The sequence below is a fragment of the Hydrogenophaga sp. ANAO-22 genome (genome assembly GCF_042466645.1).
GTDB lineage: Bacteria > Pseudomonadota > Gammaproteobacteria > Burkholderiales > Burkholderiaceae_C > Hydrogenophaga.
The window spans coordinates 3,900,600-3,927,545 of record NZ_CP159956.1; the positions used below are offsets into that span (position 1 = coordinate 3,900,600).

23 protein-coding genes are annotated in these 26,946 nt (G+C 67.0%); 11 read left to right on the forward strand and 12 right to left on the reverse strand.

From position 1 onward, the window contains the following. Positions 1-31: 31 nt before the first annotated feature. The 5 genes from ABSY19_RS18760 to ABSY19_RS18780 all read right to left on the reverse strand — a co-directional run bounded on the left by ABSY19_RS18760 (position 32) and on the right by ABSY19_RS18780 (position 5,400). Positions 32-649, reverse strand: a complete 618-nt coding sequence (locus ABSY19_RS18760; RefSeq protein ID WP_382154599.1) for a lysophospholipid acyltransferase family protein — start codon at positions 647-649, stop codon at positions 32-34. A 112-nt stretch (positions 650-761) separates the two neighbouring features. Next, positions 762-1,508, reverse strand: coding sequence for a monofunctional biosynthetic peptidoglycan transglycosylase (mtgA, locus tag ABSY19_RS18765; RefSeq protein ID WP_382154602.1), 747 nt, complete (start codon positions 1,506-1,508; stop codon positions 762-764). 276 nt (positions 1,509-1,784) lie between these two features. Beyond that, positions 1,785-2,654 (reverse strand): energy transducer TonB, encoded by an 870-nt coding sequence (locus tag ABSY19_RS18770; protein ID WP_382154605.1) that lies wholly within the window; start codon positions 2,652-2,654, stop codon positions 1,785-1,787. 34 nt (positions 2,655-2,688) lie between these two features. Further along, positions 2,689-4,764 carry a ribonuclease catalytic domain-containing protein gene (locus tag ABSY19_RS18775; protein WP_382154608.1) on the reverse strand — a complete coding sequence of 692 codons (2,076 nt, stop codon included), beginning with the start codon at positions 4,762-4,764 and terminating at the stop codon, positions 2,689-2,691. A 24-nt stretch (positions 4,765-4,788) separates the two neighbouring features. Then, positions 4,789-5,400, reverse strand: a complete 612-nt coding sequence (locus ABSY19_RS18780; protein WP_382154611.1) for a YqiA/YcfP family alpha/beta fold hydrolase — start codon at positions 5,398-5,400, stop codon at positions 4,789-4,791. Between the two features lie 25 nt (positions 5,401-5,425). Between ABSY19_RS18780 and rodA the strand changes: the two genes are divergently transcribed. The 4 genes from rodA (at position 5,426) to ABSY19_RS18800 (ending at position 9,858) form a co-directional block, all read left to right on the forward strand. Further along, complete coding sequence (gene rodA, locus ABSY19_RS18785) at positions 5,426-6,583, forward strand: rod shape-determining protein RodA (RefSeq protein WP_382154614.1); 1,158 nt, start codon at positions 5,426-5,428, stop codon at positions 6,581-6,583. A gap of 60 nt (positions 6,584-6,643) precedes the next feature. Further along, positions 6,644-8,104 (forward strand): metalloprotease TldD, encoded by a 1,461-nt coding sequence (tldD, locus tag ABSY19_RS18790; RefSeq protein ID WP_382154617.1) that lies wholly within the window; start codon positions 6,644-6,646, stop codon positions 8,102-8,104. A 217-nt stretch (positions 8,105-8,321) separates the two neighbouring features. Beyond that, positions 8,322-9,455 (forward strand): 3-deoxy-7-phosphoheptulonate synthase, encoded by a 1,134-nt coding sequence (locus ABSY19_RS18795; RefSeq protein ID WP_382154620.1) that lies wholly within the window; start codon positions 8,322-8,324, stop codon positions 9,453-9,455. A gap of 82 nt (positions 9,456-9,537) precedes the next feature. Further along, complete coding sequence (locus ABSY19_RS18800) at positions 9,538-9,858, forward strand: hypothetical protein (RefSeq protein WP_291119309.1); 321 nt, start codon at positions 9,538-9,540, stop codon at positions 9,856-9,858. Between the two features lie 3 nt (positions 9,859-9,861). Here ABSY19_RS18800 and mpl read toward each other — a convergent pair whose 3' ends face one another. Beyond that, entirely contained in the window at positions 9,862-11,247 is a 1,386-nt protein-coding gene (gene mpl / locus ABSY19_RS18805; protein WP_382154623.1) for a UDP-N-acetylmuramate:L-alanyl-gamma-D-glutamyl-meso-diaminopimelate ligase, read from the reverse strand. 90 nt (positions 11,248-11,337) lie between these two features. Between mpl and ABSY19_RS18810 the strand changes: the two genes are divergently transcribed. From ABSY19_RS18810 to ABSY19_RS18840, 7 genes are all read left to right on the forward strand, one after another. After that, positions 11,338-11,946, forward strand: a complete 609-nt coding sequence (locus tag ABSY19_RS18810) for a hypothetical protein (RefSeq protein WP_382154626.1) — start codon at positions 11,338-11,340, stop codon at positions 11,944-11,946. Then, the gene (locus tag ABSY19_RS18815) at positions 11,943-12,470 is read left to right on the forward strand and encodes a TlpA family protein disulfide reductase (protein WP_382154629.1); all 528 of its coding nucleotides are present in this window, start codon (positions 11,943-11,945) and stop codon (positions 12,468-12,470) included. The genes ABSY19_RS18810 and ABSY19_RS18815 overlap by 4 nt, the downstream gene beginning before the upstream one ends. Positions 12,471-12,699: 229 nt before the next feature. After that, positions 12,700-13,164: an acetyl-CoA carboxylase biotin carboxyl carrier protein gene (gene accB, locus ABSY19_RS18820; RefSeq protein WP_382154632.1), complete on the forward strand. Its 465-nt coding sequence runs from the start codon at positions 12,700-12,702 to the stop codon at positions 13,162-13,164. A 19-nt stretch (positions 13,165-13,183) separates the two neighbouring features. Then, complete coding sequence (accC, locus tag ABSY19_RS18825) at positions 13,184-14,533, forward strand: acetyl-CoA carboxylase biotin carboxylase subunit (RefSeq protein WP_291119323.1); 1,350 nt, start codon at positions 13,184-13,186, stop codon at positions 14,531-14,533. Next, complete coding sequence (gene prmA / locus ABSY19_RS18830) at positions 14,523-15,452, forward strand: 50S ribosomal protein L11 methyltransferase (protein ID WP_382154635.1); 930 nt, start codon at positions 14,523-14,525, stop codon at positions 15,450-15,452. Before accC ends, prmA begins: the two co-directional genes overlap by 11 nt. Before the next feature lie 31 nt (positions 15,453-15,483). Continuing rightward, positions 15,484-16,617 (forward strand): DUF3426 domain-containing protein, encoded by a 1,134-nt coding sequence (locus ABSY19_RS18835; protein WP_382154638.1) that lies wholly within the window; start codon positions 15,484-15,486, stop codon positions 16,615-16,617. A 15-nt stretch (positions 16,618-16,632) separates the two neighbouring features. Continuing rightward, a complete protein-coding gene (locus tag ABSY19_RS18840) occupies positions 16,633-17,517 on the forward strand; it encodes a carbohydrate kinase family protein (protein WP_382154641.1) in 885 nt (294 codons plus the stop codon). Between the two features lie 70 nt (positions 17,518-17,587). Here ABSY19_RS18840 and ABSY19_RS18845 read toward each other — a convergent pair whose 3' ends face one another. The 6 genes from ABSY19_RS18845 to ABSY19_RS18870 all read right to left on the reverse strand — a co-directional run bounded on the left by ABSY19_RS18845 (position 17,588) and on the right by ABSY19_RS18870 (position 26,943). Then, a complete protein-coding gene (locus ABSY19_RS18845) occupies positions 17,588-18,097 on the reverse strand; it encodes a histone H1-like DNA-binding protein (RefSeq protein WP_382163865.1) in 510 nt (169 codons plus the stop codon). Positions 18,098-18,323: 226 nt separating this feature from the next. Then, entirely contained in the window at positions 18,324-19,505 is a 1,182-nt protein-coding gene (locus ABSY19_RS18850; protein WP_291119333.1) for a ribonucleotide-diphosphate reductase subunit beta, read from the reverse strand. Between the two features lie 141 nt (positions 19,506-19,646). After that, positions 19,647-22,568 (reverse strand): ribonucleoside-diphosphate reductase subunit alpha, encoded by a 2,922-nt coding sequence (locus ABSY19_RS18855; RefSeq protein ID WP_382154644.1) that lies wholly within the window; start codon positions 22,566-22,568, stop codon positions 19,647-19,649. Between the two features lie 448 nt (positions 22,569-23,016). After that, positions 23,017-23,643: a 1,6-anhydro-N-acetylmuramyl-L-alanine amidase AmpD gene (ampD, locus tag ABSY19_RS18860; RefSeq protein ID WP_382154647.1), complete on the reverse strand. Its 627-nt coding sequence runs from the start codon at positions 23,641-23,643 to the stop codon at positions 23,017-23,019. Continuing rightward, positions 23,621-25,129 (reverse strand): sigma-54-dependent transcriptional regulator, encoded by a 1,509-nt coding sequence (locus ABSY19_RS18865; RefSeq protein WP_382154650.1) that lies wholly within the window; start codon positions 25,127-25,129, stop codon positions 23,621-23,623. Before ABSY19_RS18865 ends, ampD begins: the two co-directional genes overlap by 23 nt. 11 nt (positions 25,130-25,140) lie before the next feature. Beyond that, positions 25,141-26,943 (reverse strand): sensor histidine kinase, encoded by a 1,803-nt coding sequence (locus tag ABSY19_RS18870; protein WP_382154653.1) that lies wholly within the window; start codon positions 26,941-26,943, stop codon positions 25,141-25,143. Between the last annotated feature and the right edge of the window lie 3 nt (positions 26,944-26,946).

Here is a 26,946-nt window from a genome sequence, read left to right on the forward strand (position 1 = left end):
CATGAAATGACGAGTGTGGGGGCTCATGTTCTTAGACGTCCCGAAGGGCCATGACGGCCTCGCGGGCCCGTTTCAGGAAATCGGCGCGAGGCTCCTCGGCGCCCAGCACCAGCGGTTCGCCGAAGGTCACCGAGCACAGCACCGGCACCGGCACCACCTCGCCCTTGGGCATCACGCGCTGCACGTTGTGGATCCAGGCCGGCACCAGCACCACGCCGGGAAAGCGCTGCGCCAGGTTGTACAGGCCCGACTTGAAGGGCTGCGGGTCTTCCTCGTGGCCGCGCGTGCCCTCGGGAAAGAGGATCAGCGAGTCGCCGCTCTCCAGCGCCTGCACCAGTGGCGCCAGCGGATCTTCGTCGCCCTTGCGCTCGCGCTCCACGTACACGGCGTTGAACACCTCGGTGGTGATCCAGCGCTTGAAGTTCGACGCGGTCCAGTAGTCCTTGGCCGCGATCGGGCGCGTGATGCTGCGCAGCTCCTGTGGCAGCGCGGCCCAGATCAGCACGAGGTCGGCATGGCTCTGGTGGTTGGCGAAATAGATGCGCTGCTCGGCCTTGGGCGGGCAGCCATGCCAGCGCGCCTGCGCGCCGGTGAGCAGGCGCACCAGCCCCAGCAGGAACACGCTCATGACGGAGGCAGGAAGCTTCATGGATAGCTTTGCGAGCGAGGTGCCACGTCCAGAGACGCCACGGAACGGGCTTTGCCCGGCCGCAGGTGTCGTCCCCCTTTGGGGGGAAGCCGCGAAGTGGCGCAGAGGGGGCTCATGGTAATGCGACCCCGCCCATGCGGGCCACGATGGTGCTGGTGCGGCGCGCGAGGTAGGCCGAGCCCTGTCGCGCTTCGAAGAACTTGGGCGAGGGCAGCATCACTGCGAGCCGAGCAGCCTCGTGCGGGCTGAGTTTGCTGGCCGGCTTGTTGAAGTAGCGCTGCGAGGCGGCCTCGGCGCCGAAGATGCCTTCGCCCCACTCCACGCTGTTGAGGTAGATCTCCAGGATGCGGCGCTTGTCGAGCAGGGCTTCGAGCATCAGCGTGAGCACCAGCTCCTGGCCCTTGCGCAGCAGCTGGCGTTCGCCGGAGAGCAGCAGGTTTTTCGCGAGTTGCTGCGTGATGGTGGAGCCGCCGACCACCTTGGGCTCGCGCGCGGGCTGGGCGGGCTGGCGCGCGGCGCGTTTTTCGGCCAGCTGCTGGCGGCGCTCGTTCTTCTGCCAGGCGCCTTCGATCGCGCCCCAGTCCACGCCCCGGTGGTCGGTGAAGCCGGCGTCTTCGGAGGCGATCACGGCGCGCTTGAGGTGCGGGCTGATCTGGGCATCGGGTACCCAGTGGTGCGACCAGCGCCAACCCTTGTCGCTCTGCAGACTGGCGCCCGCGATGCGCCAGGCCTCGGAGCGCATGAAGGCGGTGCTGGTGGGATCGATCGCGACCATGAGCGCGATGCGCGCCAGAAAGAACAGCTGCAGGGCCAGCCCGGCGAGGACCAGCCACAGCAACCAGCGTCCGAGGGACCTCATGCGGTGTGGAAGGGCCTGTTCACACTATTTTTCCAAGTGCGAATGGGTTGAAAACAGCGCCAATCGAGGCGCGCGACGACGGCCAGACCGGGTGTCTGGCCTAGGAGTGCAACGAAGAGTGGCGCTGTTTTCAACCCATTCCCTTCGGGTTGCGGCCAAAAAGGCCATGCGCGGCGTTGCGAAGCCTTGCCGGGGGAATGCCCCGGCTGCGTTTCGCGCCTTGCGCATGGCCTTTTTGATCCGCAACGCATCTTGGAAAAATAGTGTGAACAGGCCCTATTGCCCGGAGAGCTGGGTCTGCAGCGTCTCGTCGCGCGTGAAGCGGAAGCGCGAGACGACCACGATCTGGTCGGCCTGGCGGCGCATGGCTTCGTTGAAGCGGCCGAACGAGAGGCTGCGCACGATGGCCTGGGCGCGGCGGTCGAGCTGGCTGATGCCCGAGGGCTGCACCACCTCGGTGTCGAGCACGGCGCCGTTGTGGTTGACCGTGATGGTCATGGTGAGTTCGCCGTAGAGCTTGCGGCCGCCGACTTCGGGGAAGTTGGTGGTGCCACGGTCTTCGATCTTGCGGCGCAGCTCGTCGTAGTAGATGGCGTAGACCGCCTCGCGCGTGGCCGGGCTGATGTAGCGCTTCTTGGGCCGCGCGTTTTCTTCGTTGATGCGCTTTTCGATCTCGGCCAGGATCTTCACCAGCGCGCGGCGCTTCTGCTCGCGCTCCGACGAGGCCTGGCTGGGGTTGACCGACTCGGGGTCGGGCGGCGGCATCTTGGCGAGCTCGCGGCGCACCTGGGCCAGCAGGCGGTTCTGCTGCTCGCGCAACATCTCGATCGTGCGCTCGTCTTCTTCGTGCGCGTCGCCGATGCGGGCCACCGTGGCGGGTGGCAGGGGCGAGGTGGCGCGGCCGCGTTCGGCCTCGCCACCGCCGGCCAGCGAGGTCTGCGCGATGGCCGTGGCCTTGTCGGGTCGCTCGTTGCCGCGCGCGTTGACGAGGATGACTTCCAGCGGCGTGTCCTGGAACACGCGGTTGAAGCGCTCGGGGTCCACGAAGCGCACCGTGAGCAGCGCGGCGTGCACGGCCACCGACACCCCCAGCGCCAGTTGCAGCGTGCTCAGCTTCTTGAAAAAGGACAGGGCGGACGGCTTCACGCGGGCATTATCCGTGCTGGGTGTCGCCTGGGCCTCAATCCCCTGCCGGGCCGGGCGTTTGGGGGGGCTGGGCGGCGCTTTCGCCCTCGGTTTCGTTGACGTCGATGGCCAGGGCCAGCGGCGCGGCCAGTGCCTCCTCTTCCTCGGCGTCGTCGCCCGCGGTCTCGCCCACGTCGTCCACCGGCAGGTCCAGCCGCTCGGTCACGGTGCCGTGGATGTCGAGCGTGATGTCGTCGATCTCGCCCAGCTTCACGCGCACATGCGCGCCGCGCGGCAGGCCGTCGGCGCCCAGCACCGGCAGCACCAGGGGCAGGGTGTCGGCGCGCACCAGGTTGTCCTTGATCAGGGTGGCGGTGAGTTCGGTGACGCCTTCCTGCCGCAGGTACTGCAGCGTCCAGTAGCGCTCCATGCCGTTCTGGAAGCCGTTGTACGCCGTGTAGGCGGCGTCGAAGGCGCTGATGATGGAGAACAGGTTGGCGTCCTTGGGCTTGAACGGCGCGGCCAGCGCGGCGGTCTTGCCGTGGCGCGCGCAGGCAATGATCTGCCACTGGTTGACCAGGTCCACGTAGCGGCGCAGGGGCGAGGTGCTCCAGGCGTAGCTCTTGACGCCGATGCCCGCATGCGGCTGTGCCTTGGTGCCCATGCGCACCTTGACGCCGGGCTGCAGGCTGGCCTGGCTGCGGTAGATGCCGGGCACGCCGCAGTCGGCCAGCCAGTTGCCCCAGGTGCTGTTGGCCAGGATCATGGCCTCGGCCACCATCAGGTCCAGCGGGGCACCGCGTTTGCGGGTGCCGATGACCACCCGCTCGTCGCCCTGCGGTTCGTCGCCGCTCACGCCTTCGAGGCGGAAGGTGTAGTCCGGGCGGGTGAAGTTCTCGGGTTTGCCGCGCACGACTTCGCGCTGCGCCTTGAGGTGCAGGGCCAGGCGGAACAGGAAACCCAGCGAGGGTTGCAGGGCCGCGATCTCGGCGGGGACATCGGTCGCCGGCGCCTCGCCCGCGAGCCAGGCTTCGGTGATCACCGTGTCGAGCTGGTCGTGCCGCAGGTTGAGCGCGATCGGCACTCGCTCCAGCGCGGTGCGGCTGCCGGTGACGGCCAGGGTGGCTTCGTCGAAGCTGACGTACAGGGATACGGCGGGGCAATCGCGCCCGGCCATGAGCGTGTAGGCCTGCACCACCTCGTCGGGCAGCATGGTGAGCTTGTGGCCCGGCATGTAGACGGTGGACAGGCGTGTGCGCGCCACCTGGTCGATGGGGCCTTCCGGCGCCACGGCCAGGCCGGGCGCCGCGATGTGGATGCCCAGCGTGACGCTGCCGCTGCCCAGGCCTTGCAGCGAGAGCGCGTCGTCGATCTCGGTGGTCTGCGAATCGTCGATGGAGAAGGCCTGCACCGGCGCCAGGGGCAACTCGTCGGCGATGACCGGGGCCTGCAGCGGGGGAAAGCCCGTGCCCTTGGGGAACTGGTCGAACAGGAAGCGCTGCCAGTGGAACTGGTAGGCGCTGCTGATGGCGCCGGCGTTCTGCAGCAGGGTGAGCGGCGCGGTGTGGCTGGTGCGCGCGGCTTCCACCACGGCTTTGTACTCGGGCGCGTTCTTGTCCGGCCGGAACAGCAGCTTGTAGAGCTGCTGGCGCACCGGCGCCGGGCAACTGCCGCTGGCGAGCTCGGCCGCCCAGGCCTCGATCTGTGCCTGCACCTGTTTCTTCTTCTCGATCGCGGCCAGGGCCTGCGCGAGGATGTCGGCCGGCGCCTTCTTGTAGCGGCCCTTGCCGGCGCGGCGGAAGTAGTGCGGCGCGCCTTGCAGGCACAGGAGCGCGGCCACCTGTTCGGTGATGCCCGCCTTGTCGCTGAAATACTCGTGGGCGAGGTCCGCGAAACCGAACTCGTCTTCGGGCGCGAATTCGTAGGCCAGCTCCAGCTCCATGCTCTCCGCCAGGGCGGTGGCCGCGGGCATCAGCTGGCTGGGGGCGGGTTTTTCGAAGCGCAGCAGGGCATTGGCCGACTTGACCTTGACGCGTTTGCCGGATTCGAGCTCGACTTGCAGGGAACTTTCGGCCTCGGACAGGAGGCGGCCGGTCAACAGCTTGCCGGCTTCATCAAACAGGATGTGCATGGGCGCGATTGTCCCATGGGGCCGTTACAGGTCCAGGAAACGGAACAGGTCGTCGATGTGGTCGTCGAAGGCGCTGATGGCGTGGTCGCCGCCCTCCAGCAGGCGGGTCGTGCCCCCTGCGCAGAAGGCCATCATTTCGCGCCAGTCCAGCACCTCGTCGCCTTTGGCCACGATGGCGAACTGGTGCTCCGGCGAGGCCGGGTGCAAAGGAGCCAGGCGGGCGATGTCGTCCTGCTGTTGCTGAAGCTCCCCCATGAAGGCCGCATCGACGACGAAGCGCGCCTGCGGGTCGTGCCAGGCGGTCTGTTCGCCGATGTATTTCACCAGGTCGCGCGCGGGAAACACGGCCGGGTTGAGCAGCACCGTGCGGCGGCAGCCGGTCTGCAGCGCCAGCCAGCGCGCGTAGAAGCCGCCCAGCGACGAACCGACGACGCCCATGGTCTCGCGCGGCCAGTCCTGCACGCCGCGCACCACCATGTCCATGGCTTCGCGCGGGGAGGGCGGCAGTTGAGGGCACCACCAGACCACCTTCGGGTGCCGCGCCTGCATGCGCGCGGCGACCTTCTGCGCCTTCATCGATTGCGGCGACGAACGAAAACCATGCAGGTACAACAGGTGGGTGGTGGGGGATGTCATGAGCGAAGGATAATCGGGGCCCAACATGGCCGCCGTCTTCGACAAACCCACCCTGCTGCAGCGCATCGCCCCGATTTTTCAGGGCTTTGACGGCTGGCTGCTGTTCGCCATCCTGCTGATGGCCGGCGCCGGCCTGATCACCATGTATTCGGTGGGCTTCGACCACGGCACCCGCTTCGCCGCACACAGCCGCAACATGCTGCTGGCCGTGGGGCTGATGTTCCTCGTGTCGCAGGTACCGCCGCACCGGTTGATGACGCTGGCCGTGCCGCTGTACACCCTGGGTGTGATGCTGCTGCTGGGCGTGGAGCTGTTCGGCATCATGCGCAAGGGGTCGCAGCGCTGGCTGGACATCGGTGTCACCGTCATCCAGCCCAGCGAACTCATGAAGATCGCCATGCCGCTGATGCTGGCCTGGTGGTTCCACCGCCGGGAAGGCCAGCTCAAGCCGCTGGATTTCGTGGCGGCCGGCATCCTGCTCATCATCCCGGTGGCGCTCATCCTCAAGCAGCCCGATCTGGGCACCTCGCTGCTGGTGATGTCGTCCGGCCTGGCCGTCATCTTTTTCGCCGGCCTGAGCTGGAAGCTGATCCTGCCGCCGGTGCTGCTGGGCGTGATCGGCGTGGTGACGCTGATCGCCATGGAGCCGCAGATGTGCGCGCCGGGCGTGGACTGGCAGATCCTGCACGAGTACCAGCGCCAGCGCGTGTGCACCCTGCTGGACCCCTCGAAAGACCCGCTGGGCAAGGGCTTCCACATCATCCAGGGCATGATCGCCATCGGCTCGGGTGGCATCTGGGGCAAGGGCTTCATGCAGGGCACGCAGACCCACCTGGAGTTCATCCCCGAGCGCACCACCGATTTCATCTACGCCGCCTTTTCCGAGGAATTCGGCCTCATGGGGGTGTTGGGCCTCATGTCCGGCTTCATCTTCCTCATCGTGCGTGGCCTGCTGATCGCGGTGGAGGCGCCGACCCAGTTTTCCCGGCTGGTGGCGGCCGCGGTCACGCTCAACGTGTTCGTCTATGCCTTCGTCAACATGGGCATGGTCAGCGGCATCCTGCCGGTGGTGGGGGTGCCGCTGCCTTTCGTGAGCTACGGCGGCACGGCCATGGTGACGCTGGGCGTGGGGCTGGGCATCCTGATGTCGATCGCCAAGTCCAAGCGCCTGATGCAGTCCTAGAGCGGTTGACGGCAAGACCCTGACGGCAGCGCGCGGCGCCAGGGTTCTTACAATGGGCCGATGATTTCACGCGAACCCACCCTGGCCCGTCTGGCCACCGCCCAAAGCCTGTTGCTCGAACCGTTCGGGCTGAGCCCCACGCACCTGCAGCGCGCGCTCGGCGAGATCATGTCGCACGGCGTGGACGACGCCGACCTGTATTTCCAGACCACGCGCAGCGAAGGCTGGAGCCTGGAAGAGGGCATCGTCAAGACCGGCAGCTTCAGCATCGACCAGGGGGTCGGCGTGCGCGCGGTCAGCGGTGAAAAGACGGCGTTCGCCTATTCCGACGACCTGTCCTGGGACTCGCTGATCGATGCCGCCCACACGGTGCGCTCGATTTCGGCACAGGGCCTGGGCCGCAAGGTGCGCGTGCCGGCGGTGAAGGTGCCCAAGTCGCGTTCGCTCTACCCGGGCCTGGACCCGATCGCCACGCTCGACAGCACCGCCAAGGTCGCGCTGCTGGAAAAAGTGGAGCGCATGGCCAAGGCCAAGGACCCGCGCGTGAAGCAGGTCATGGCCGGCCTGGCGAGCGAATACGACGTGGTGCTGGTGGCGCGCGCCGACGGCACCCTGGCGGCCGATGTGCGCCCGCTGATCCGCCTGTCGGTGACGGTGATCGCCGAGCAATCGGGCCGGCGCGAAGCCGGTTCGTCCGGCGGCGGCGGCCGTTTCGGCCTGGCCTATTTCGGCGACGCCATGGTGCAGTCCTACGTGGACGAGGCCGTGTCCTACGCGCTGACGAACCTCGATGCACGCCCTGCACCGGCCGGCGAGATGGTGGTGGTGCTGGGCTCGGGCTGGCCCGGCATCCTGCTGCACGAGGCGGTGGGCCACGGGCTGGAAGGCGATTTCAACCGCAAGGGCTCCAGCGCTTTCGCCGGCCGCATCGGCCAGCGCGTGGCGGCCAAGGGCGTGACCGTGCTCGACGACGGCACCATCGCCGACCGCCGGGGCTCGCTCAACGTGGACGATGAAGGCCACACCTCGCAGCGCAACGTGCTGATCGAGGACGGCATTCTGCGCGGCTACATCCAGGACGCGATGAACGCGCGCCTGATGGGCGTGAAGCCCACCGGCAATGGCCGTCGCGAGAGCTACGCCCACGTGCCCATGCCCCGCATGACCAACACCTACATGCTGGGTGGCGACAAGGCGCCCGAGGAAATCGTGGCCAGCATCAAGAAAGGCCTGTACGCCACCAACTTCGGCGGTGGTCAGGTCGACATCACCAGCGGCAAGTTCGTGTTCTCGGCCAGCCAGGCCTACTGGGTGGAGAACGGCCAGATCCAGTACCCGGTGAAGGGCGCCACGCTGGTGGGCAATGGCCCGGACGCGCTGACCCGCGTCAGCATGATCGGCAACGACATGAAGCTCGACAGCGGCGTGGGCACCTGCGGCAAGGAAGGCCAGAGCGTGCCGGTGGGCGTGGGCCAGCCGACGCTGCGCATCGATGGCCTGACGGTCGGTGGCACCGCTTGACTCGGCGTTTTCAATTGCCTGTGCTACATTTCGAACCCATGTCTTCGCGCTTCGCCTTTTTTGCCTTTTATTTTTGGTTCTCAGTCCCCGGCGGACGAGAGGCGAAGCTGTAAGCGCATCACCGAATCTCGACACAACCGCCGGAGCTCCAAGCCCGGCGGTTTTTTTTCGCCCCTTCGAACCGTTTTTTGATTCAACCCCACTCAGGAGCCCCGTGATGACCGCCAAGAACGCCCCCGCCAGCAGCGACGCCTGGCATGCCCGTCCTGTCGACAAAACCAGCCAGACCGACGACGAACGCATCAAGGACATCACCGTGTTGCCCCCTCCTGAACACCTGATCCGCTTCTTCCCCATCGGCGGCACGCCGGTGGAAGCGCTCATCAGCCAGACCCGCCAGCGCATTCACCGCATCCTGCATGGACAGGACGACCGTCTGCTGGTCGTGATCGGCCCGTGCTCCATCCACGATCCGGCCGCCGCAGTCGACTACGCGCGCCGCCTCAAGCCGCTGCGCGAGAAGTACGCCGACACGCTGGAGATCGTGATGCGCGTCTACTTCGAGAAGCCGCGCACCACCGTGGGCTGGAAGGGCCTGATCAACGACCCCTACCTGGACGAGAGCTACCGCATCGACGAAGGTCTGCGCATCGCGCGCCAGCTGCTGATCGAGATCAACCGCCTGGGCCTGCCCGCGGGCAGCGAGTTCCTCGACGTGATCTCGCCGCAATACATCGGCGACCTGATCGCCTGGGGCGCCATCGGCGCGCGCACCACCGAAAGCCAGGTGCACCGCGAGCTGGCCTCGGGCCTCTCGGCCCCGATCGGCTTCAAGAACGGCACCGACGGCAACATCAAGATCGCCACCGACGCGATTCAGGCCGCCTCGCGCGGCCACCATTTCCTCTCGGTGCACAAGAACGGCCAGGTGGCGATCGTGCAGACCAATGGCAACAAGGACTGCCACGTGATCCTGCGCGGTGGCAAAGCGCCCAACTACGACGCTGCCAGCGTGGCCGCTTCGGTGAAGGAACTCGAAGCCGCCAAGCTGCCGCCGCGCCTGATGGTCGACTGCAGCCACGCCAACAGCAGCAAGCAGCACGAGAAGCAGCTCGAGGTGGCGCGCGACATCGCGGGCCAGATCGTCGGCGGCTCGCGCAGCATCTTCGGCGTGATGATCGAGAGCCACATCGAAGCCGGCGCGCAGAAGTTCACCCCGGGCAAGGACGAGGTGGGTGCGCTCAAGTACGGCCAGAGCATCACCGACGCCTGCCTGGGCTGGGGCGATTCGCTGCAGGCGCTCGAGGTCCTGTCGGCGGCGGTGCAGACCGCCCGCCACGCGCGGGGCTGATGCCGCCACGGGCTTTCACGGGGTGGATCGCGCACGGCGCGCGGTCCACAATGGGGCGAATCACCGATCAGGAGAACCCGACATGCGCAGCCAAGTCACCGTGAGCTGGGGCGGCACCGCCTCTTACCCGTTCGATCTCGAGGAGGTGCAGCCGATGCCGCACGACCATGCGCGCGCCTGGCTCGACGAACAGTTCACCACCCTGGGCTGTGACCCGATCCGGCCGACCGGCAAGGTGCTGACGGCCGACAAGATCCTGTGCGTGGCCGAAGCCGCTGGGGAGGGCCATTTCCGGGATGCGGCGCACCGTCCCTGGGCGGTGGCCTTTGCCCGCGCCGCGAGCGCGGCGCTGGCCAAACCGGTGGTGTCGATCGACGTGCCGAAGCACGTGCTGACGTATTGAGCTTCAGGCGGCCAGGGCCTTGAGCAGGCGGTCGTGCACACCGCCGAAGCCGCCGTTGCTCATGCAGACGATGTGGTCGCCGGCTTGAGCGGCTGCCGTCACCTGGGCCACCAGTTCGTCGATGTTGCGGCCGACCTGCGCCCGCGCACCCATGGGTGCCAGGGCCTCGGCCGCGTTCCAGTCCAGCCCGCCCGAGTGGCAGAACGCCAGGTCTGCCGCCTCCAGGCTCCAAGGCAGCTGGGACTTCATCGTGCCCAGCTTCATGGTGTTGCTGCGTGGCTCGAACACCGCCAGGATGCGACCACGCGGCTGGCCCAGCTTGCGTTGCAGGCCATCGAGCGTGGTGTGGATGGCGGTGGGGTGGTGCGCGAAGTCGTCGTAGACCGTGATCGCGCCGCCCGCGCGAGGCACCATGCCCCGCACTTCCATGCGCCGGCGCACGTTCTCGAAGCTGCTCAAGGCGCGCGCGGCGTCCACCGGGGCCACACCCACGTGCTCGGCCGCGGCGATGGCCGCCAGGCCATTGAGCTGGTTGTGCACGCCGGTGAGTGCCCACTCCACACGGCCGACTGGTTGGCCGCGGTGCAACACGTCGAAGGCGTGGGGTTCGCCCTGGGCGGTGAAATCACTCACCGCCGCACCGAAGCTGCGCAATTCGCTCCAGAGGCCCTTGTGCAGCACGCGCTCGAGGCTTTCTTCCAGGCCGTTGACGACCACACGGCCGTTGCCCGGCACGGTGCGGATGAGGTGGTGGAACTGGCGTTCGATCGCCGCGAGGTCGTCAAAAATGTCGGCGTGGTCGAACTCGAGGTTGTTCAGGATCGCGGTGCGGGGTCGGTAGTGCACGAACTTGCTGCGCTTGTCGAAGAACGCGGTGTCGTACTCGTCGGCTTCGATGGTGAAGGTCTTGCCCTGGCCCAGGCGGGCCGACACATCGAAGTTCATCGGCACGCCACCAATCAGGAAGCCGGGTTGCAGGCCGTTGGCCTCCAGGATCCAGGTCAGCATGCCGGTGGTGGTGGTCTTGCCGTGCGTGCCGGCGACGGCCAGCACATGGCGGCCCTGCAGCACGTGTTCGGCCAGCCACTGCGGGCCGCTGGTGTAGGCCGCGCCGCTGTCCATGATGGCTTCCATCAGTGGGAACTTGGGTGTGCCATCTGCCGTGCGGGCCCGGCTGACCACGTTGCCGACCACGAACACGTCGGGCTGAAGGGCCAGCTGGTCGGCGCCGAAGCCTTCGATGAGGTCGATGCCCAGCGCGCGCAGCTGGTCGCTCATGGGGGGATAGACGCCGGCGTCGCAGCCGGTCACGCGGTGGCCGGCTTCGCGGGCCAGGGCGGCGAGACCGCCCATGAAGGTGCCGCAGATGCCCAGAATATGAATGTGCATCCCGGGATTCTAGGGGGCGCACCCACCGGGTTTGCGGGTATGGGCCGCGCGCGCCGTGGGCGCCGCCGCCAGCGGGCACAATCCCCCTCCATGGATGCCAGCCGAGACGACACTTCCCACGAAATCGCCGCCGTGGCCGCCCGACTGGTGGTCGAGGAGGGCCTGGAATATGCCGCGGCCAAGCGCCGCGCGGTCAAGCAGCTGGGCTTGCCGGCGCGCACGCCCCTGCCCGACAACGCGATGCTGGATGCCGCGGTGCGCGAGGACATCGCCGTGTTCTGCCCGGAAACCCAGGCCGTCGAGTTGCGCGCGCTGCGCGAACTCGCCTTGCTCTGGATGGTCCGCCTGCAGGCCTTTCGCCCTCACCTGGGCGGCGCCGTCTGGCACGGCACGGCCACCCGGCACAGCGATATCTATCTTCAGCTGTTCTGCGAAGACCCCAAGGCGCCTGAGTGGACGCTGCTCGATCACCGCGTCGAGTACCACCCGGGCACGGTCAACGGTTGGCGCGGCGAACCCGTGGAGGCGTTGACGCTGCGCGTGCGAAGCGAGGCGCTGGGCCAGTGGGTGCTGGTGCATCTGATGGTGCACGACCTGGACGACCAGCGCGGCGCCCTCAAGCCCGACGCCCAGGGGCGCAAGCCGCGCGGCGATGCGGCGGCCTTGCGCCGCCTGCTGGCCGGGGAGGTGGCGGCATGAGCCTGCAGCGAAGAACCCTCTGGATGGCCGGCGTGGCGGTGGTCGCTGGCGGTGCCGGCGCCTTGCTGGCCACGCGGCGCCTTCAGCTCCAGCCGGTGATGAGCGAGGCCGAGGCCGCGTTCTGGGCCGGGTCGTTCGACGGACCGAACGGTGAAGCCGTGCGCATGAGCGATTTCCGTGGCAAGCCCTTGCTGGTGAATTTCTGGGCGACCTGGTGCCCGCCGTGCGTGGAGGAGCTGCCGATGCTGAACCAGTTCCACACCGCGCAGGCCGCCAAGGGCTGGCAGGTGCTGGGCCTGGCGGTCGATCAGCCCAGCGCGGTGCGCAGCTTCATGCAGAAGCTGCCGCTGAATTTTCCGGTGGGCATGGCAGGCTTCGCGGGCACGGAGCTCAGCCGCAGCCTGGGCAATGCGACCGGGGCCTTGCCCTTCAGCGTGGTGTTCGGGGCCGATGGTGCGCTGCTGCACCGCAAGCTCGGCAAGGTCTCGGAGACCGATCTGGCGCAGTGGGCCGAGTTGGGTTGACCTTTCGTCAACCCACTCGAACTCGACGAGAAAAAGAGGTAAATTCGTCGTTTTCGCAAAAATGACTCAATGAGTCATCCCTTGCCCCGGGTTGAAAACCCTCCAGCGGGCGAGGTTGGGAAGCCGGTCCGTTCGTGTACACTGCGGCACCCCGGCGGGTTGGTCAGCTCTTAGTTCGTTGAAATTGAGTGCTTTTAGATCAACTTGACCGAACTTCGTTGGAGAAATCATGGATTTGAGAAAACTGAAGACACTGATCGACCTCGTGTCCGAGTCGAACGTGTCCGAGCTGGAAATCACCGAGGCCGAAGGCAAGGTGCGCATCGTCAAGAGCGCGCCTGTCGTGGCCGCCGCGCCCGTGACCTACAGCATGGCCCCCGCACCGGTGTCTCCACCCCTGGTGCCGGCCGTCGAAGTGACGCCCGCCGCCCCGGTGGCCGCCGCCCCTGCCGCGCCGGCCGGGCACACCGTGAAGTCGCCCATGGTGGGCACCTTCTACCGTGCGTCGAGCCCGGGTGCGAAGCCCTTCGTCGAGATCGGTGACACCATCAAGGAAGGCGAGACGATCTGCATCGTGGAAGCGATGAAGATCCTCAACGAGATCGAGGCCGACAAGTCCGGCACCGTGACCCAGATCCTGGTGGAGAACGGCCAGGCGGTGGAGTACGGACAGCCCATGTACGTGATCGAATAAAGAAGAAGGCCCCGAGCCCATGTTCAAAAAAATCCTGATTGCCAACCGGGGGGAGATCGCGCTGCGCATTCAGCGCGCCTGCCGGGAAATGGGCATCAAGGCGGTGATGGTGTATTCCGAGGCCGACCGCGACGCCAAGTACGTGCGTCTGGCCGACGAGGCAGTCTGCATCGGCCCGGCGCCGAGCGCCCAGAGTTACCTCAACATGCCGGCCATCATCTCGGCCGCTGAAGTGACCGACGCCGAAGCCATCCACCCCGGCTACGGTTTCCTGTCGGAGAACGCCGATTTCGCCGAGCGCGTCGAGAAGAGCGGCTTCACCTTCATCGGCCCCACGCCGGAGTCCATCCGCACGATGGGTGACAAGGTGTCGGCCAAGCAGGCCATGATCCGCGCGGGCGTGCCCTGCGTGCCGGGTTCGGAAGGCGCACTGCCCGACGACCCCGTCGTGATCAAGCGCACCGCCAAGGCGGTGGGCTACCCGGTGATCATCAAGGCCGCCGGTGGCGGCGGTGGGCGCGGCATGCGCGTGGTGCACACCGAAGCGGCCCTGCTGCACGCGGTGCAGACCACCAAGGCGGAAGCCGGCGCGGCCTTCGGCAATCCCGAGGTCTACATGGAGAAATTTCTCCAGAACCCGCGCCACATCGAGATCCAGATCCTGGCCGACCAGCACCGCAACGCGGTGTACCTGGGCGAGCGCGACTGTTCCATGCAGCGCCGCCACCAGAAGGTGATCGAGGAAGCGCCTGCACCCGGCATCCCGCGCCGCCTGATCGAGAAGATCGGCGAGCGTTGCGCCGCGGCCTGCAAGAAGATCGGTTACCGGGGCGCCGGCACCTTCGAATTCCTGTTCGAGAACGGTGAGTTCTACTTCATCGAAATGAACACCCGCGTGCAGGTGGAGCACCCGGTGACCGAGTGGATTTCGGGCGTGGACATCGTGCGCACCCAGATCGCGGTGGCCGCGGGCGAGAAGCTGCCGTTCACGCAGCGCCAGATCGAGCTGCGCGGGCATGCCATCGAGTGCCGCATCAACGCCGAAGACGCCTACAAGTTCACCCCGTCGCCCGGTCGCATCACGACCTGGCACGCGCCTGGTGGCCCGGGTGTTCGCGTGGACTCCCACGTCTACACCAACTACTTCGTGCCGCCGAACTACGACTCGATGATCGGCAAGATCATCGTGCACGGCGACACGCGGGAGCAGGCCCTGGCGCGCATGCGCACGGCGCTGGCCGAGACCGTGATCGAAGGCATCAACACCAACATCCCGCTGCACCGCGAGCTGATGGTGGACGCGAACTTCGTGACCGGCGGCACCAACATCCACTACCTGGAAGAGTGGCTGTCCCAACGTGAGCGCTGAAGCCTTCCAACTGACCCAGCCGCCGGCTGGGTCTCTTTTTGAGCTGGTGCTGCTGGTGCCCGAGGCGGCGGTGGACGACGTGGGCGATGCCCTGGTCGCGCTGGACGCGCTCAGCGTGTCGGTGGAAGACGCCGACGCGATGACCGACGCCGAATCGGCGCTGTTCGGCGAGCCTGGCATGCCGCCGCCCAAGGAGGGTTGGCAGCGCTCGCGCGTGGTGGCGCTGTTCCCCACCGACGCCGCGGCCCGCGACGCCGCGCAGTTGCTGGCGGTACAGGACTTCTTTGCGGGCTGTGCGGTGCAGGGCGTGCGCCCGGTGCCCGATCAGGATTGGGTGCGGCTGACGCAATCGCAATTCGAGCCGGTCGAGATCACGCCCAGCTTCTGGATCGTGCCGACCTGGCACGAGCCACCCGCCGCCGCGCAACAGGTCATCCGGCTCGACCCCGGTCTTGCCTTTGGCACGGGCACCCACCCGACGACCCGCATGTGCCTGCGCTGGACCGCGCAACACGGCCCTGTGGGGCCGCGGGTGCTGGACTATGGCTGTGGCTCGGGCATCCTGGCCATCGGTGCGGCCAAGTTCGGTGCGCGCGAGATCATTGCGGTGGACATCGACCCCGCGGCGGTGGAGTCCACCCGGCTCAATGCCGAGGCCAACCACGCGGTGCTGTCGGCCGGCTTGCCCGATCTGGCGCAGGGCGAACACGATCTGGTGCTGGCCAACATCCTGGCCACGCCGTTGAAAGTGCTCGCACCGTTGCTGTGTTCGCACGTGCGCCCGGGTGGCCGGCTGGTGCTCGCGGGCATTCTGGCGCGCCAGGCCGATGAGCTGATCGAAGCCTACGCGCCGTGGGTGGCGTTGCAGGTCAGCGACGAAGAGGATGGCTGGATCCTCATGACCGCCGTCAAGGCCTGAGGCTGCCTGTCGCGCCCGCGATAATCGGCGCATGAGTTTCACCACCCGTTGCCCCTCGTGCGGAACGATGTTCAGGGTCGTCGCCGACCAACTGAAGATCTCCGAGGGCTGGGTGCGCTGTGGCCATTGCGCCGATGTGTTCGACGCCACGCTGTACCTGCAGCCGTGGATCCCTCCGGGCGAAGAAAGCACGTCCGACGATTTCGTGGCAGCGGCGCCTGCACCCGAACCGGCACCGGCATCCGCGCACGCGGCGTTCGACGCCGAACTGGAAGCCGAACTGGAAGCCGAGCTGGAGGCCGAGTCTCAGCGGTCCGTGGAAACGGTCGAGGAGTCTGCCGATGCGATGTGGGACACCGAGGTCGTCGCGGACGAACGTGCCGTCGAAACCTTGCCGCCACCGATCATCGATGCCCCGCCCGCTCAGGCCCTGCCCGATGAGCAGGAGTCCGATTTCCACGCCGAACTGGAGCGCTTCGCCGCCGGTCTGGGTCGTTTGAAAGCCGATGGCGCTGCCACCGATCCCTCGGAACAGGTGGAGTCGGACGAAGAGGCGGTCGTGCCCCACGTCGATGCCATGCCCGACGCCCCCGGACCGCAGGACGTGGGTGACCTGGACGCTGATGGGCAGGACGCGCCCGAACTGGTGCCCGGCTTCGTGAGGCAGGCGCAGCGGCAGGCCTTCTGGCAATCCCGCGGCATGCGCGCCGTGCTCTCGCTGCTGGCCGTGGTGTTGGTGGTCGTGCTCGCCGGGCAATGGGCCCTGCAGGAGCGCGATCGATTGGCCGCCTGGCGGCCCGGCCTGCAGCCCTGGCTGCAGCGGGCGTGCGAACCCCTGGGCTGCGTGGTGGCGCCGGTGCGGCGCATCGACGCGATCGTCATCGACAGCACTTCGCTGGTGCGTCGGCTCGGTAACTTCTATGCCTTTGACCTCGTGCTCAAGAACACGGCCTCCATGGCGCTGGCTGTGCCCGCGCTGGAGCTGAGCCTGACCGACATCAGCGACCAGGTGATTTCGCGCCGCGTGTTCCTGCCCGAAGAATGGCCCGATGCCCCGGCGCTGTTGCCGGCAAACGGCTCGGTGAACGTGAGTTTTCGACTGTCACTCGCCCTGGGCGACGCCACGCCCATGGCGGGTTACCGCGCCCTGATTTTTTACCCTTGATCTGGAAGATTTTTCATGTCCATTCTGGTTTGCGGCTCGCTCGCCTTCGACACCATCATGACCTTCGAGGGCCGCTTCGCCGAGCAGATCCTTCCGAGCCAGCTGCACATTCTCAATGTGTCCTTCCTGGTGCCGGGTCTGCGCCGGGAATACGGTGGCTGTGCCGGCAACATCGCCTACGGCCTGCGCCAGCTCGGTGCCGATGCGGTGCCGCTGGCCATGCTCGGCAACGACGGCGGCGAGTACCTTGATCGCCTGCGCGAACTGGGCGTGGACACGCGCCACGTGTCGTCCTCCGCCGAGAGCTACACCGCGCAGGCCATGATCATGACCGACCGCGACAACAACCAGATCACCGCCTTCCACCCCGGCGCGATGTCGACGGCGCACGACAACCCGGTGCCTCGGCGCGACGACCTCAAGGTGGCCATCATTTCACCCGATGGTCGCGATGCGATGCTCACGCACGCGCGCCAGCTGCACGAGGCCGGTGTGCCCTTCGTGTTCGATCCCGGCCAGGGCCTGCCCATGTTCAATGGCGAAGAGCTGCGGCAGTTCATCGGGCTGGCCAGCTGGGTCACGCTCAACGACTACGAAGCCCAGATGCTGTGCGACCGCACCGGCCTCACGCTCGACGCCATCGCTGCGCAGGTGCGCGGCCTCATCGTGACGCTGGGCGCGGAAGGCTGTGACGTCTGGGATGGTGGCGCGGCCAAGGTGCGGGTGGCGGGCCTCCCGGCGGCCACGGTGGTGGACCCCACGGGGTGTGGTGATGCGTTCCGCGCGGCCCTGCTGCATGGCCTGGAGCAGGGGTGGCCGCTGCAACGCTGTGCCGAGTTGGGCAACCGCATGGGTGCCGTGAAGATCGCCAGCCGGGGCGGTCAGAACTACACGCTCTGAGCCCTGGCAACGGGTATGAAAAAAGCCCGGCGCTTTCGCGCCGGGCTTGCAGGTCATCTCAACGAGAATCTCAGGGCTTGCTGGACGTGGGGAACGGCCACGCAGCCTGAGGGTTGAGCTTCGTCTGCGCCGCAGGAGCAGCAGGGGCCGCCGGCTTCTTGGCCGGCTCAGCTTTTTTTGCTGGGGCTGCCTTCTTCGCAGGGGCCTTCTTTGCAGGGGCCTTTTTCACAGCGGCTTTTTTGGCCGGCGCTTTCTTGGCTGCAACCTTTTTGGGAGCAGCTTTCTTGGCGACAACCTTCTTCGCCGGCGCTTTCTTGGCAGCGGCTTTCTTCGCCGGAGCCTTCTTGGCGACGACCTTCTTGGCCGCGGCCTTCTTCGCCGGTGCTGCCTTCTTCGCAGCAACCTTCTTCGCCGGTGCTGCCTTCTTGGCCGCAACCTTCTTCACGGCGGGCTTCTTGGCCGCGACCTTCTTGGCCGGAGCCTTCTTCGCCGGTGCTGCCTTCTTCGCAGCGGGTTTCTTGGCCGGAGCCTTCTTAGCCGGTGCGGCCTTCTTGGCCGGGGCTTTTTTTGCAGTTGCCATTGTTTTCTCCTTGATCAAGTTGCAAAGAGCACTTCAGCCAGCCTTGTTGCCGGTGAAGTGATTCAACGCCCTGGAGCCGTGTGGATGCATCCACGGCTGGCCCCAAGGTTTTGAATCCTGTGACAAAACCCTGCGCCCGGCGTCTGCGCGACGGTGACAGGGTTTTGATTGAGCGGAAATCATGTTGTTGGTCGGTATGGGCAATGCGGCTCCGGCTGCGTGGGTATCAATCCCAGGACAATGCCCCGCCGGTTTGGTATTCGATCACGCGCGTTTCGAAGAAATTGCGTTCCTTCTTGAGGTCGATCATCTCGCTCATCCAGGGGAACGGGTTCTCTTCGTTCGGGAACAGGGGCTCCAGGCCGATCTGCGTGGCGCGGCGGTTGGCAATGTAGCGCAGATAGCCCTTGAACATCGAGGCGTTCATGCCGAGCACGCCGCGCGGCATGGTGTCCTCGGCGTAGCGGTACTCGAGCTCGACAGCCTTGAGGAACAGCTCCTTGATCTCTTCCTTGAACTCGCTGGTCCACAGCATCGGGTTCTCCATCTTGATCGCGTTGATCAGATCGATGCCGAAGTTGCAGTGCATGGACTCGTCGCGCAGGATGTACTGGTACTGCTCGGCGGCACCGGTCATCTTGTTCTGGCGGCCCAGGGCCAGGATCTGGGTGAAGCCGACGTAGAAGAACAGGCCTTCCATCAGGCAGGCGAACACGATCAGGCTCTTGAGCAGGCGCTGGTCGGTCTCGGGCGTGCCGGTGTGGAAGTTCGGGTCCATGATCGCCTCGATGAAGGGGATCAGGAACTGGTCCTTGTCACGGATCGACTGGACTTCGTTGTAGGCGTTGAAGATCTCGGACTCGTCCAGGCCGAGCGACTCCACGATGTACTGGTAGGCGTGCGTGTGGATCGCTTCCTCGAACGCCTGGCGCAGCAGGAACTGGCGGCACTCGGGCGCGGTGATGTGGCGGTAGGTGCCCAGCACGATGTTGTTGGCGGCCAGCGAATCGGCGGTGACGAAGAAGCCGAGGTTGCGCTTGACGATGCGGCGCTCGTCTTCGGTCAGGCCGTTGGGGTCTTTCCAGAGCGCGATGTCGCGGCTCATGTTCACTTCCTGCGGCATCCAGTGGTTGGCGCAGGTGGCGAGGTACTTTTCCCAGGCCCACTTGTATTTGAACGGCACCAGCTGGTTGACGTCGGTCTGGCCGTTGATGATGCGCTTGTCGGCCGCGTTGACGCGGCGCGCGGGAGCGGCCGGCGCGGCGGCGGTGTTGATCGAAGCGGAGGGGAGAGGCGCGCGCTCACCGGACGGTGAGGACAGTGAGGCTTGCAGACCCGACGTGCCGGTGGGCAGTGGGCTGTTCGCTGGCTTCGAAGAGGGCGTGGTGTGATCGTCCCAGGTCAACATAGAGGTTTCCAATGTTCGGATTATGAAAGTGTGTGCATGAAATGCAAAGTGATCAGGCGAGATGCGCACATTTTGTGTTGCGGTGTTGCATCGAATTGCATTCGAGGGACACCGCAACACGTGCGCGCATGACGGCCGAAATCACTGGCACGCTTCGCAACCCGGGTCGTCGATGGCGCAGAACTTGATGTCGGTGGCGGACTCCACGTCGGTGATGTCCGCGGGTGCCGCAGCCGGAGCGGAGGCCGCGGCGGCGCTGGCGTTGCCGACGGAAACGGCGTTGAGCTGACCGGTGCGGCCGGTGGATTTTTCGATCTGCGTGGCCGAGGTCGTGCGCAGGTAGTAGGTGGTCTTGAGACCGCGCAGCCAGGCGAGCTTGTAGGTGTCGTCGAGCTTCTTGCCCGAGGCGCCGGCCATGTAGATGTTCAGGCTCTGCGCCTGGTCGATCCACTTCTGGCGGCGGGCGGCGGCTTCCACCAGCCACAGCGGTTCGACTTCGAAGGCGGTGGCGTACAGCGCCTTCACGTCCTGCGGCACGCGGTCGATCGGGCGCAGCGAGCCATCGAAGTGCTTGAGGTCCATGACCATCACGTCGTCCCACAGGCCCAGGCGCTTGAGGTCTTTCACCAGGTAGCTGTTGATGACGGTGAACTCGCCGGACAGGTTGGACTTGACCGAGAGGTTGCCGAAGCAAGGCTCGATGGAGGCGTCCACGCCGATGATGTTGGAGATGGTCGCGGTCGGCGCGATGGCCACGCAGTTGGAGTTGCGCATGCCGTCGGCCGCGATCTTCTGGCGCAGGGCGTCCCAGTCCAGGCTGCTGGAGCGGTCCACGTCCACATAACCGCCGCGCTCGCGCGCCAGCAGGTCCAGGGTGTCGGGCGGCAGGATGCCCTTGTCCCACAGCGAGCCGCGATAGCTGGCGTAGCGGCCGCGCTCGCGGGCGAGCTCGGTCGAGGCCCAGTAGGCGTAGTAGCAGACGGCTTCCATCGAGCGGTCGGCGAAGTCCACCGCTTCGTTGGAGGCGTAGGGAATGCGCAGTTCGTACAGCGCATCCTGGAAGCCCATGACGCCCAGGCCCACCGGGCGGTGGCGCATGTTGGAGTCGCGCGCCTTCTTCACCGCGTAGTAGTTGATGTCGATCACGTTGTCGAGCATGCGCATGGCGGTCTTGATGGTCGCCTGCAGCTTGGCGTGGTCCAGCACCTTGGCGCCGTCGTCACCGCGCTTGACGTGGTTGAGCAGGTTGACCGAACCGAGGTTGCACACGGCGGTTTCGGTGTCGCTGGTGTTGAGCGTGATCTCGGTGCACAGGTTGGAGCTGTGGACCACGCCGGCGTGCTGCTGCGGGCTGCGCACGTTGCAGGCGTCCTTGAAGGTGATCCAGGGGTGGCCGGTCTCGAACAGCATCGAGAGCATCTTGCGCCACAGGTCGCTGGCGGGCACCTTGCGGTACGGCTTGATTTCGCCGCGCGCGGCCTTCTCTTCATAGGCCAGGTAGGCCTTTTCGAAGTCGGCGCCGAACAGGTCGTGCAGGTCGGGCACGCTGTTGGGCGAGAACAGGCTCCATTCGCCCTTTTCCATCACGCGCTTCATGAACAGGTCGGGAATCCAGTTCGCCGTGTTCATGTCGTGCGTGCGGCGGCGGTCGTCACCGGTGTTCTTGCGCAGCTCCAGGAATTCCTCGATGTCCAGGTGCCAGGTTTCCAGGTAGGTGCAGACCGCGCCCTTGCGCTTGCCGCCCTGGTTGACGGCCACGGCGGTGTCGTTCACCACCTTGAGGAAGGGCACGACGCCTTGCGATTCGCCGTTGGTGCCCTTGATGTGGGAGCCCAGGGCGCGCACGCGCGTCCAGTCGTTGCCCAGGCCGCCGGCGAATTTGGAGAGCAGCGCGTTTTCCTTGATCGACTCGTAGATGCCGTCGAGGTCGTCGGGCACGGTGGTCAGGTAGCAGCTGGAGAGCTGCGAGCGCAGCGTGCCGCTGTTGAACAGCGTGGGCGTGGACGACATGAAGTCGAACGAGGACAGCACCTCGTAGAACTCGATGGCGCGGGCTTCGCGGTCAATCTCGTTGAGCGACAGGCCCATGGCCACGCGCATGAAGAAGGACTGCGGCAGCTCGATGCGCGTCTTGCGCACGTGCAGGAAGTAGCGGTCGTACAGCGTCTGCAGGCCGAGGTAGTCGAACTGCAGGTCGCGCTCGGGCTTGAGCGCGGCGCCCAGGCGGGCCAGGTCGAACTGCAGCAGTTTTTCGTCGAGCAGGTCGTTGTCCACGCCCTTCTTGATGAAGAGCGGGAAGTTCTCGGCGTAGCGCGCGCCCATTTCGGCGGCGGGCACTTCCTCGCCCATCACTTCCTTGACGATGGTGTGCAGCAGCAGGCGGGCGGTGGCGTAGGTGTAGTCGGGATCTTTTTCGATCAGCGTGCGCGCGGCCAGGATGGAGGCCTTGTAGACCTCTTCCATGGGCACGCCGTCGTACAGGTTGCGCTTGGTCTCGGCGACGATGGGGTCGGCCTTGACGTCCTTGCCCAGGCCGCTGCAGGCGGCGGCGATCAGGCCTTGCAGGCGCTGCAGGTCCAGCGGCACGCGCTCGCCGCCGTCGAGCACGTGCAGCACGGGCTCGGCCGGGTGCGCCACTTCGGCCAGGTGCGCGCGTTCCTGCGTGCGGCGTTCGCGGTAGAGCACGTAGGCGCGGGCGACTTCGTGGTGGCCGCTGCGCATCAGGCCGAGTTCGACCTGGTCCTGCACGTCTTCAATGTGGAAGGTGCCGCCACCCGGGCGCGAGCGCATCAGGGCGCGGGCCACGTTCTGCGTCAGCTCGTCCACCGTCTCGCGCACGCTGGCCGATGCGGCGCCCTGGGTGCCGTGCACCGCCAGGAAGGCCTTCATCATGGCGACGGCGATCTTGCTGGGCTCGAACGGCACGACGGCGCCGTTGCGGCGGATGATCTGGTAGTTGGCGAAAACCGAGCTGCTCGCGGCCAGCGAAGCCGCGGCCGGGGTACCGGCGGTGGGCTTCAGCGAGGCGGGGGACGGGGTGGTGATGGGAGAAGCGGTCAGCATTGGTTCCTCTTTCATTTGTTGTTGGGTGAACTGCATCGGGGGCGCGGTGTCCGATGGCAGGTTGGTGGCTTGGGTGCCGGTATCAACGCAGGCCGCAGGGGGTGGACGCGGTCGTCTGAAGGGCATTGTTCAGGCGACGGCCATACTGGGCGGGGTAGGGTTCGGGACTCACAAGGCAACACTATATCTGGTGTGCATGTCCCGTTCAAGCCACTACGGGTAGTGTTTACGAGAAAAAGCGGTCGTTAGACACGGCGCATTTTTCGTCAGACAAAAAATGCTGGTTCACATCCCCGCGCCCTGTGCGAATGATCGCTGGCGATTGGGCGGTTTGCTTGAATCCCGGTGGGCAACACCAATGCCGGCGGGGGCTTTGACGCGATTTGTCTTGGCTGGCCGCGCCGTTGCACGGCCGGTGAGAACGGGGCGTTTTTGGCGTCGCCCTGGCTCAGTCGCCAGCGACGCTGTGACCGAGTGTGTCTTGTGGGAAACACGCTTCGGGCCAGTGAAGGTCGGCGCGCAGGCGCGACCAGTCGAAACCCGGTCCGGGGTCCTGCTTGCGTCCGGGCGCGATGTGCTCATGGCCCGCCACATGGCGCACCGGATAACGTTGCACCAGTCGGGTGCACAGCCGCGCCAGGGCGGTGTACTGCGCGGCCTCGAAACGGTCGCCCTCCAGCCCCTCGAGTTCGATGCCGATGGAATCGTCGTTGCAGTTGTCGCGGCCGCGCCAGCACGATGCGCCCGCATGCCACGCGCGCGCATCGGCGTCGACAAACTGCACCACTTCGCCGTCGCGGCGCACGAAGAAATGCGACGACACCTCCATGCCCCGGATCTGCTCGAAGTACGGGTGGGCGCTCCAGTCCAGCTGGTTGGTGAAGAGCTGTTCCACCTCCGGGCCGCCGTACACGCCCGGGGGCAGGCTGATGGAGTGGATGACGATCAGGTCGATCTGTGCACCGTCGGGACGCGGGCCGAAGTTGGGCGACGGGCTGTGGCGCGCCGTGCGCAGCCAGCCGCCTTGCCAGGGATCATCGCGCTCGGCGGAATCAGGCCGTGGTGGTGTCGTCATCGTCCGACGGCATGGCGATGCCCAGCCGCTGGATGCGGTAGCGCATCTGGCGCAGGTTCAGGCCCAGGCGGGCCGCGGCCGCGGTGCGGTTGAAGTCGCATTCGCGCAGCGCCTTGAGCAGCACCTGGCGCTCCTGTTCGTCCAGGTAGGTCTGCAGGTCGGCGGGAATCTCTTCGGGCGGGCGGGTCATGGGTGCGCCGAGGCCATCGGCGGGCGCGAGCTGGTCGGGCTGGGTGGGCACTTCGGTCTCGTCGGCCTCGCCGAAGTCGTCCGGTTCGAGCACCTCGCCGCTGCTCAGGGCCAGGGCGCGCTGCAACAGGTTCTCGAGCTCGCGCACATTGCCCGGCAGTTCGCGCGACTGCAGCCAGGCCAGGGCGCGGGCCGACACCCTGGGCACGTTTTGCCCGGATTCGGCGCACAGCCGCGCCAGCAGAGCCTCCACCAGCAGAGGCAGGTCTTCGCGCCGTTCCCGCAGCGCAGGCGAGCGCAGGCCGATGACGTTGAGGCGGTAGAACAGGTCCTGGCGGAACTGGCCCGACTGCACGAGCGCGTTGAGGTCGCGGTGGGTGGCGCTCACCAGCCGCACGTCGACGGCTTCTTCCTGCACGCCGCCAAGCGCGCGCACGCGGCGCTCCTGGATCACGCGCAGCAGCTTGGCCTGCATGGCCAGGGGCAGGTCGCCGATTTCATCGAGGAACAAGGTGCCGCCCCGCGCCGCCTGGAAGTAGCCTTCGCGGTCGGTGGTGGCGCCGGTGTAGGCGCCCTTGCGCGCGCCGAAGAATTCGGCCTCGATCAGGTTTTCCGGGATCGCGCCGCAGTTGACCGCCACGAACGGCCCGCCGCTGCGGTGGCTGCAGTCGTGCACCGCGCGCGCCACCAGTTCCTTGCCCGTGCCGGACTCGCCCAGGATGAGCACCGGCGCCATGCTGGAGGCCACCTTCTCGATGCGCGACTTGATCTGCGCGATGCTGGGCGAGGCGCCCACGATGCGGCGCAGCGATTGCGCGCCACTGGAGGTGGCGGCTGGTTTTCTGAGGGCGTCGCCCGCGCCGCTGGCGTTGGGCGCGGGCGCCGTCGCGCCGTTGGCCATGGCGGCCGGGGACCCGCGCTGGCTTTGCAGCGCCGCCGTCACCGCGCTGCGCAGCTGTTTGAGGTCCACCGGTTTGGTGAGGTAGTCGAAGGCGCCGGCCTTGAGCGACTCCACCGCGTTTTCTGCCGATCCGTACGCGGTGATGACGATGCATTTTTCAGGCCGCTGGGCGTCCGCGAGTTCGCGCAGCAGGTCCAGGCCCAGGCCGTCGGGCAGGCGCATGTCGGAGATCAGCACGTCGAAGCGCTGCTGGGCGAGCCATTCGCGCGCCTGGGTGATGTCCGGCGCGGCCACCACCGCATGGCCTTCGCGCAGCAGGGTGAGCTCGTACAGCGTGCGCAGATCGGGTTCGTCGTCGACGACCAGCACGGAGGCGGAGGAGGGGGCGGTGGCCATTGGCGTCGTGTTCAGCGGGTCGCCAGGGGGGTGTCACCCGAGAGCGGGTGGCCTTGGTGCTCGGCGCGCGTGGCCACCGAATCGCCCATCGGGTACGACAGGCTTTGCTGTGTCGGCTCGCGAGTGGGCGCCGCGCTGGCGGCGGGGATCAGCGCATAGAACTCGTTGCCCTCGCGCTGGTCCAGGCGCGTGCGGCGGTAGGCGATCTGGGCGCCGTAGCGCTCGCAGAGTTCGCGGCAGATGTACAGGCCCAGGCCGCTGGAGCGGCTCTCGGAGGAGAAGAAGGGCTCGAACAGGTGGCGCATCACGCTGGCTTCGAGTGCCTGGCCGTCGCTCCACACCGAGAGGCGAACATGCTCGCTGCCACTGGGCTGGGTGATCAGGCGGATCGAGGAGGGTTTGCCGCTGGCGTGGCGCAGGGCGTTGTCCAGCAGGTTGATGAGCAGGCGGCGCAGGTGCTCCGGGTCGAAGCCCACATGGGCCGCAGGCGCGTGGGCATGCACGCCCAGGATGCGCTCAGCCTTGCTCTGGCGCACCCACTCGTGCGCGATCTGCCGAACGGTCTGGTCCAGTGGCAGGGAGGGCGCCGAGGTCGTGTCCTGGCTGGGCTGCGCGCGCGCCACGTTGAGGATGTCGTCGACGATGCGCGAGAGCCGTTGGGCGTTCTGCTCGATCATGCGGGTCAGCCGCTTCTGGGCCGGTGCCTGCACCTCTTCATCGAGCAGCGCATTGGCCTGCGTGATGGCCGAGAGCGGGTTGCGGATCTCGTGCGCCACTGCGGCGGACATGCGGCCCATCGAAGCCAGTTTCTCGGTGCGCACGCGCGCCTCGACCTCGCGCAGGTCTTCGAGGAACAGCACGCACAGGCCCGCGCTGCGCCCGCTCTGCGCGGTCAGGCGGGTGCGCGCATGCAGGCGCTGGCTCGGCCGGTCCTCGTTGTCGATGGTGGTTTCGGTTTCCAGGGCCTCACCGCGCGCAAAGGTTTCGTTGACCAGGTGGGCCAGGTGCTGCCAGCTGGAGCGGGCGGACAGCAGGAGCTTGGCCGCCTGGGGCGAGACCTGGCCGAGCAGCATGGCCTGGGCCGCCGGGTTGGCGCTGCGCACCACGCCGTGCGGGTCCACCACCAGCACGCCCACCGTCAGGCTTTCGATCACCAGTTCGTTCACCTGGGCCTGCGCGCGCGCGGCGGCCTGGCTGCTGGCGGTCAGGGCCTCTTCGCGGGCCAGCCGGATCGCCAGCTGGTTGGCCAGCACGCCCACCAGGAAAAAGCCGGTGCCGGTCAGCGCCGCCTGCAGGAAGCGCGCGGTGGACAGGTCGCTGAACAAGGGCGCATGCAGCGCCGCTTCGCCCAGCAGGTAGAGCGTGACGCTGGCGGCGGTGGCCAGGGCCAGCGTGAGCGAGCCCAGGATGGAGGCCAGCAGCACCGGCAGGGCGAACAGCGCCGTGTAGTTGATGCTGCCGACCTGGAACGACTGCAGCAGCGCGAACACCAGAACGTCCACGCCGATGGTCAGCAGCCACTGGACGTGCATCGGAGCGGCCTGCTCCGCCGGACGCCACAGGTAGAGCGTGACCAGCGCGGCGCAGAGGTGGGCCGAGCACACCACCACCAGCCAGTTGGGGCCGCCGGTCTGCGAGACCAGCATGAACACCTGAAGGGCGAGCAGCACCGTGGCGATGAACACCCGGGCCCGCATGAAGGCGCGCCACAGCCGGACGAAGGCGCGCATGCGCTGTTCGCGGCTCTGCACATGGCTGCCCTCGAAAGCGGAGTACCAGGACGGGGCGAACTGCGAGCTGACGTCCCGGGCCATGTC

Bases quoted from the DNA above. Each gene is read 5' to 3' on its own strand.
- ABSY19_RS18780 (WP_382154611.1), bottom strand. From the start codon at position 5,400: ATGACATCCCCCACCACCCACCTGTTGTACCTGCATGGTTTTCGTTCG.
- ABSY19_RS18835 (WP_382154638.1), top strand. From the start codon at position 15,484: ATGAGTTTCACCACCCGTTGCCCCTCGTGCGGAACGATGTTCAGGGTC.
- ABSY19_RS18870 (WP_382154653.1), bottom strand. From the start codon at position 26,943: ATGGCCCGGGACGTCAGCTCGCAGTTCGCCCCGTCCTGGTACTCCGCT.
- ABSY19_RS18840 (WP_382154641.1), top strand. From the start codon at position 16,633: ATGTCCATTCTGGTTTGCGGCTCGCTCGCCTTCGACACCATCATGACC.
- ABSY19_RS18815 (WP_382154629.1), top strand. From the start codon at position 11,943: ATGAGCCTGCAGCGAAGAACCCTCTGGATGGCCGGCGTGGCGGTGGTC.
- ABSY19_RS18775 (WP_382154608.1), bottom strand. From the start codon at position 4,764: ATGCACATCCTGTTTGATGAAGCCGGCAAGCTGTTGACCGGCCGCCTC.
- ampD (WP_382154647.1), bottom strand. From the start codon at position 23,643: ATGACGACACCACCACGGCCTGATTCCGCCGAGCGCGATGATCCCTGG.
- accC (WP_291119323.1), top strand. From the start codon at position 13,184: ATGTTCAAAAAAATCCTGATTGCCAACCGGGGGGAGATCGCGCTGCGC.
- rodA (WP_382154614.1), top strand. From the start codon at position 5,426: ATGGCCGCCGTCTTCGACAAACCCACCCTGCTGCAGCGCATCGCCCCG.
- ABSY19_RS18855 (WP_382154644.1), bottom strand. From the start codon at position 22,568: ATGCTGACCGCTTCTCCCATCACCACCCCGTCCCCCGCCTCGCTGAAG.
- ABSY19_RS18760 (WP_382154599.1), bottom strand. From the start codon at position 649: ATGAAGCTTCCTGCCTCCGTCATGAGCGTGTTCCTGCTGGGGCTGGTG.
- accB (WP_382154632.1), top strand. From the start codon at position 12,700: ATGGATTTGAGAAAACTGAAGACACTGATCGACCTCGTGTCCGAGTCG.
- mpl (WP_382154623.1), bottom strand. From the start codon at position 11,247: ATGCACATTCATATTCTGGGCATCTGCGGCACCTTCATGGGCGGTCTC.
- ABSY19_RS18845 (WP_382163865.1), bottom strand. From the start codon at position 18,097: ATGGCAACTGCAAAAAAAGCCCCGGCCAAGAAGGCCGCACCGGCTAAG.
- ABSY19_RS18850 (WP_291119333.1), bottom strand. From the start codon at position 19,505: ATGTTGACCTGGGACGATCACACCACGCCCTCTTCGAAGCCAGCGAAC.
- ABSY19_RS18795 (WP_382154620.1), top strand. From the start codon at position 8,322: ATGACCGCCAAGAACGCCCCCGCCAGCAGCGACGCCTGGCATGCCCGT.
- ABSY19_RS18865 (WP_382154650.1), bottom strand. From the start codon at position 25,129: ATGGCCACCGCCCCCTCCTCCGCCTCCGTGCTGGTCGTCGACGACGAA.
- ABSY19_RS18800 (WP_291119309.1), top strand. From the start codon at position 9,538: ATGCGCAGCCAAGTCACCGTGAGCTGGGGCGGCACCGCCTCTTACCCG.
- tldD (WP_382154617.1), top strand. From the start codon at position 6,644: ATGATTTCACGCGAACCCACCCTGGCCCGTCTGGCCACCGCCCAAAGC.
- ABSY19_RS18810 (WP_382154626.1), top strand. From the start codon at position 11,338: ATGGATGCCAGCCGAGACGACACTTCCCACGAAATCGCCGCCGTGGCC.
- mtgA (WP_382154602.1), bottom strand. From the start codon at position 1,508: ATGAGGTCCCTCGGACGCTGGTTGCTGTGGCTGGTCCTCGCCGGGCTG.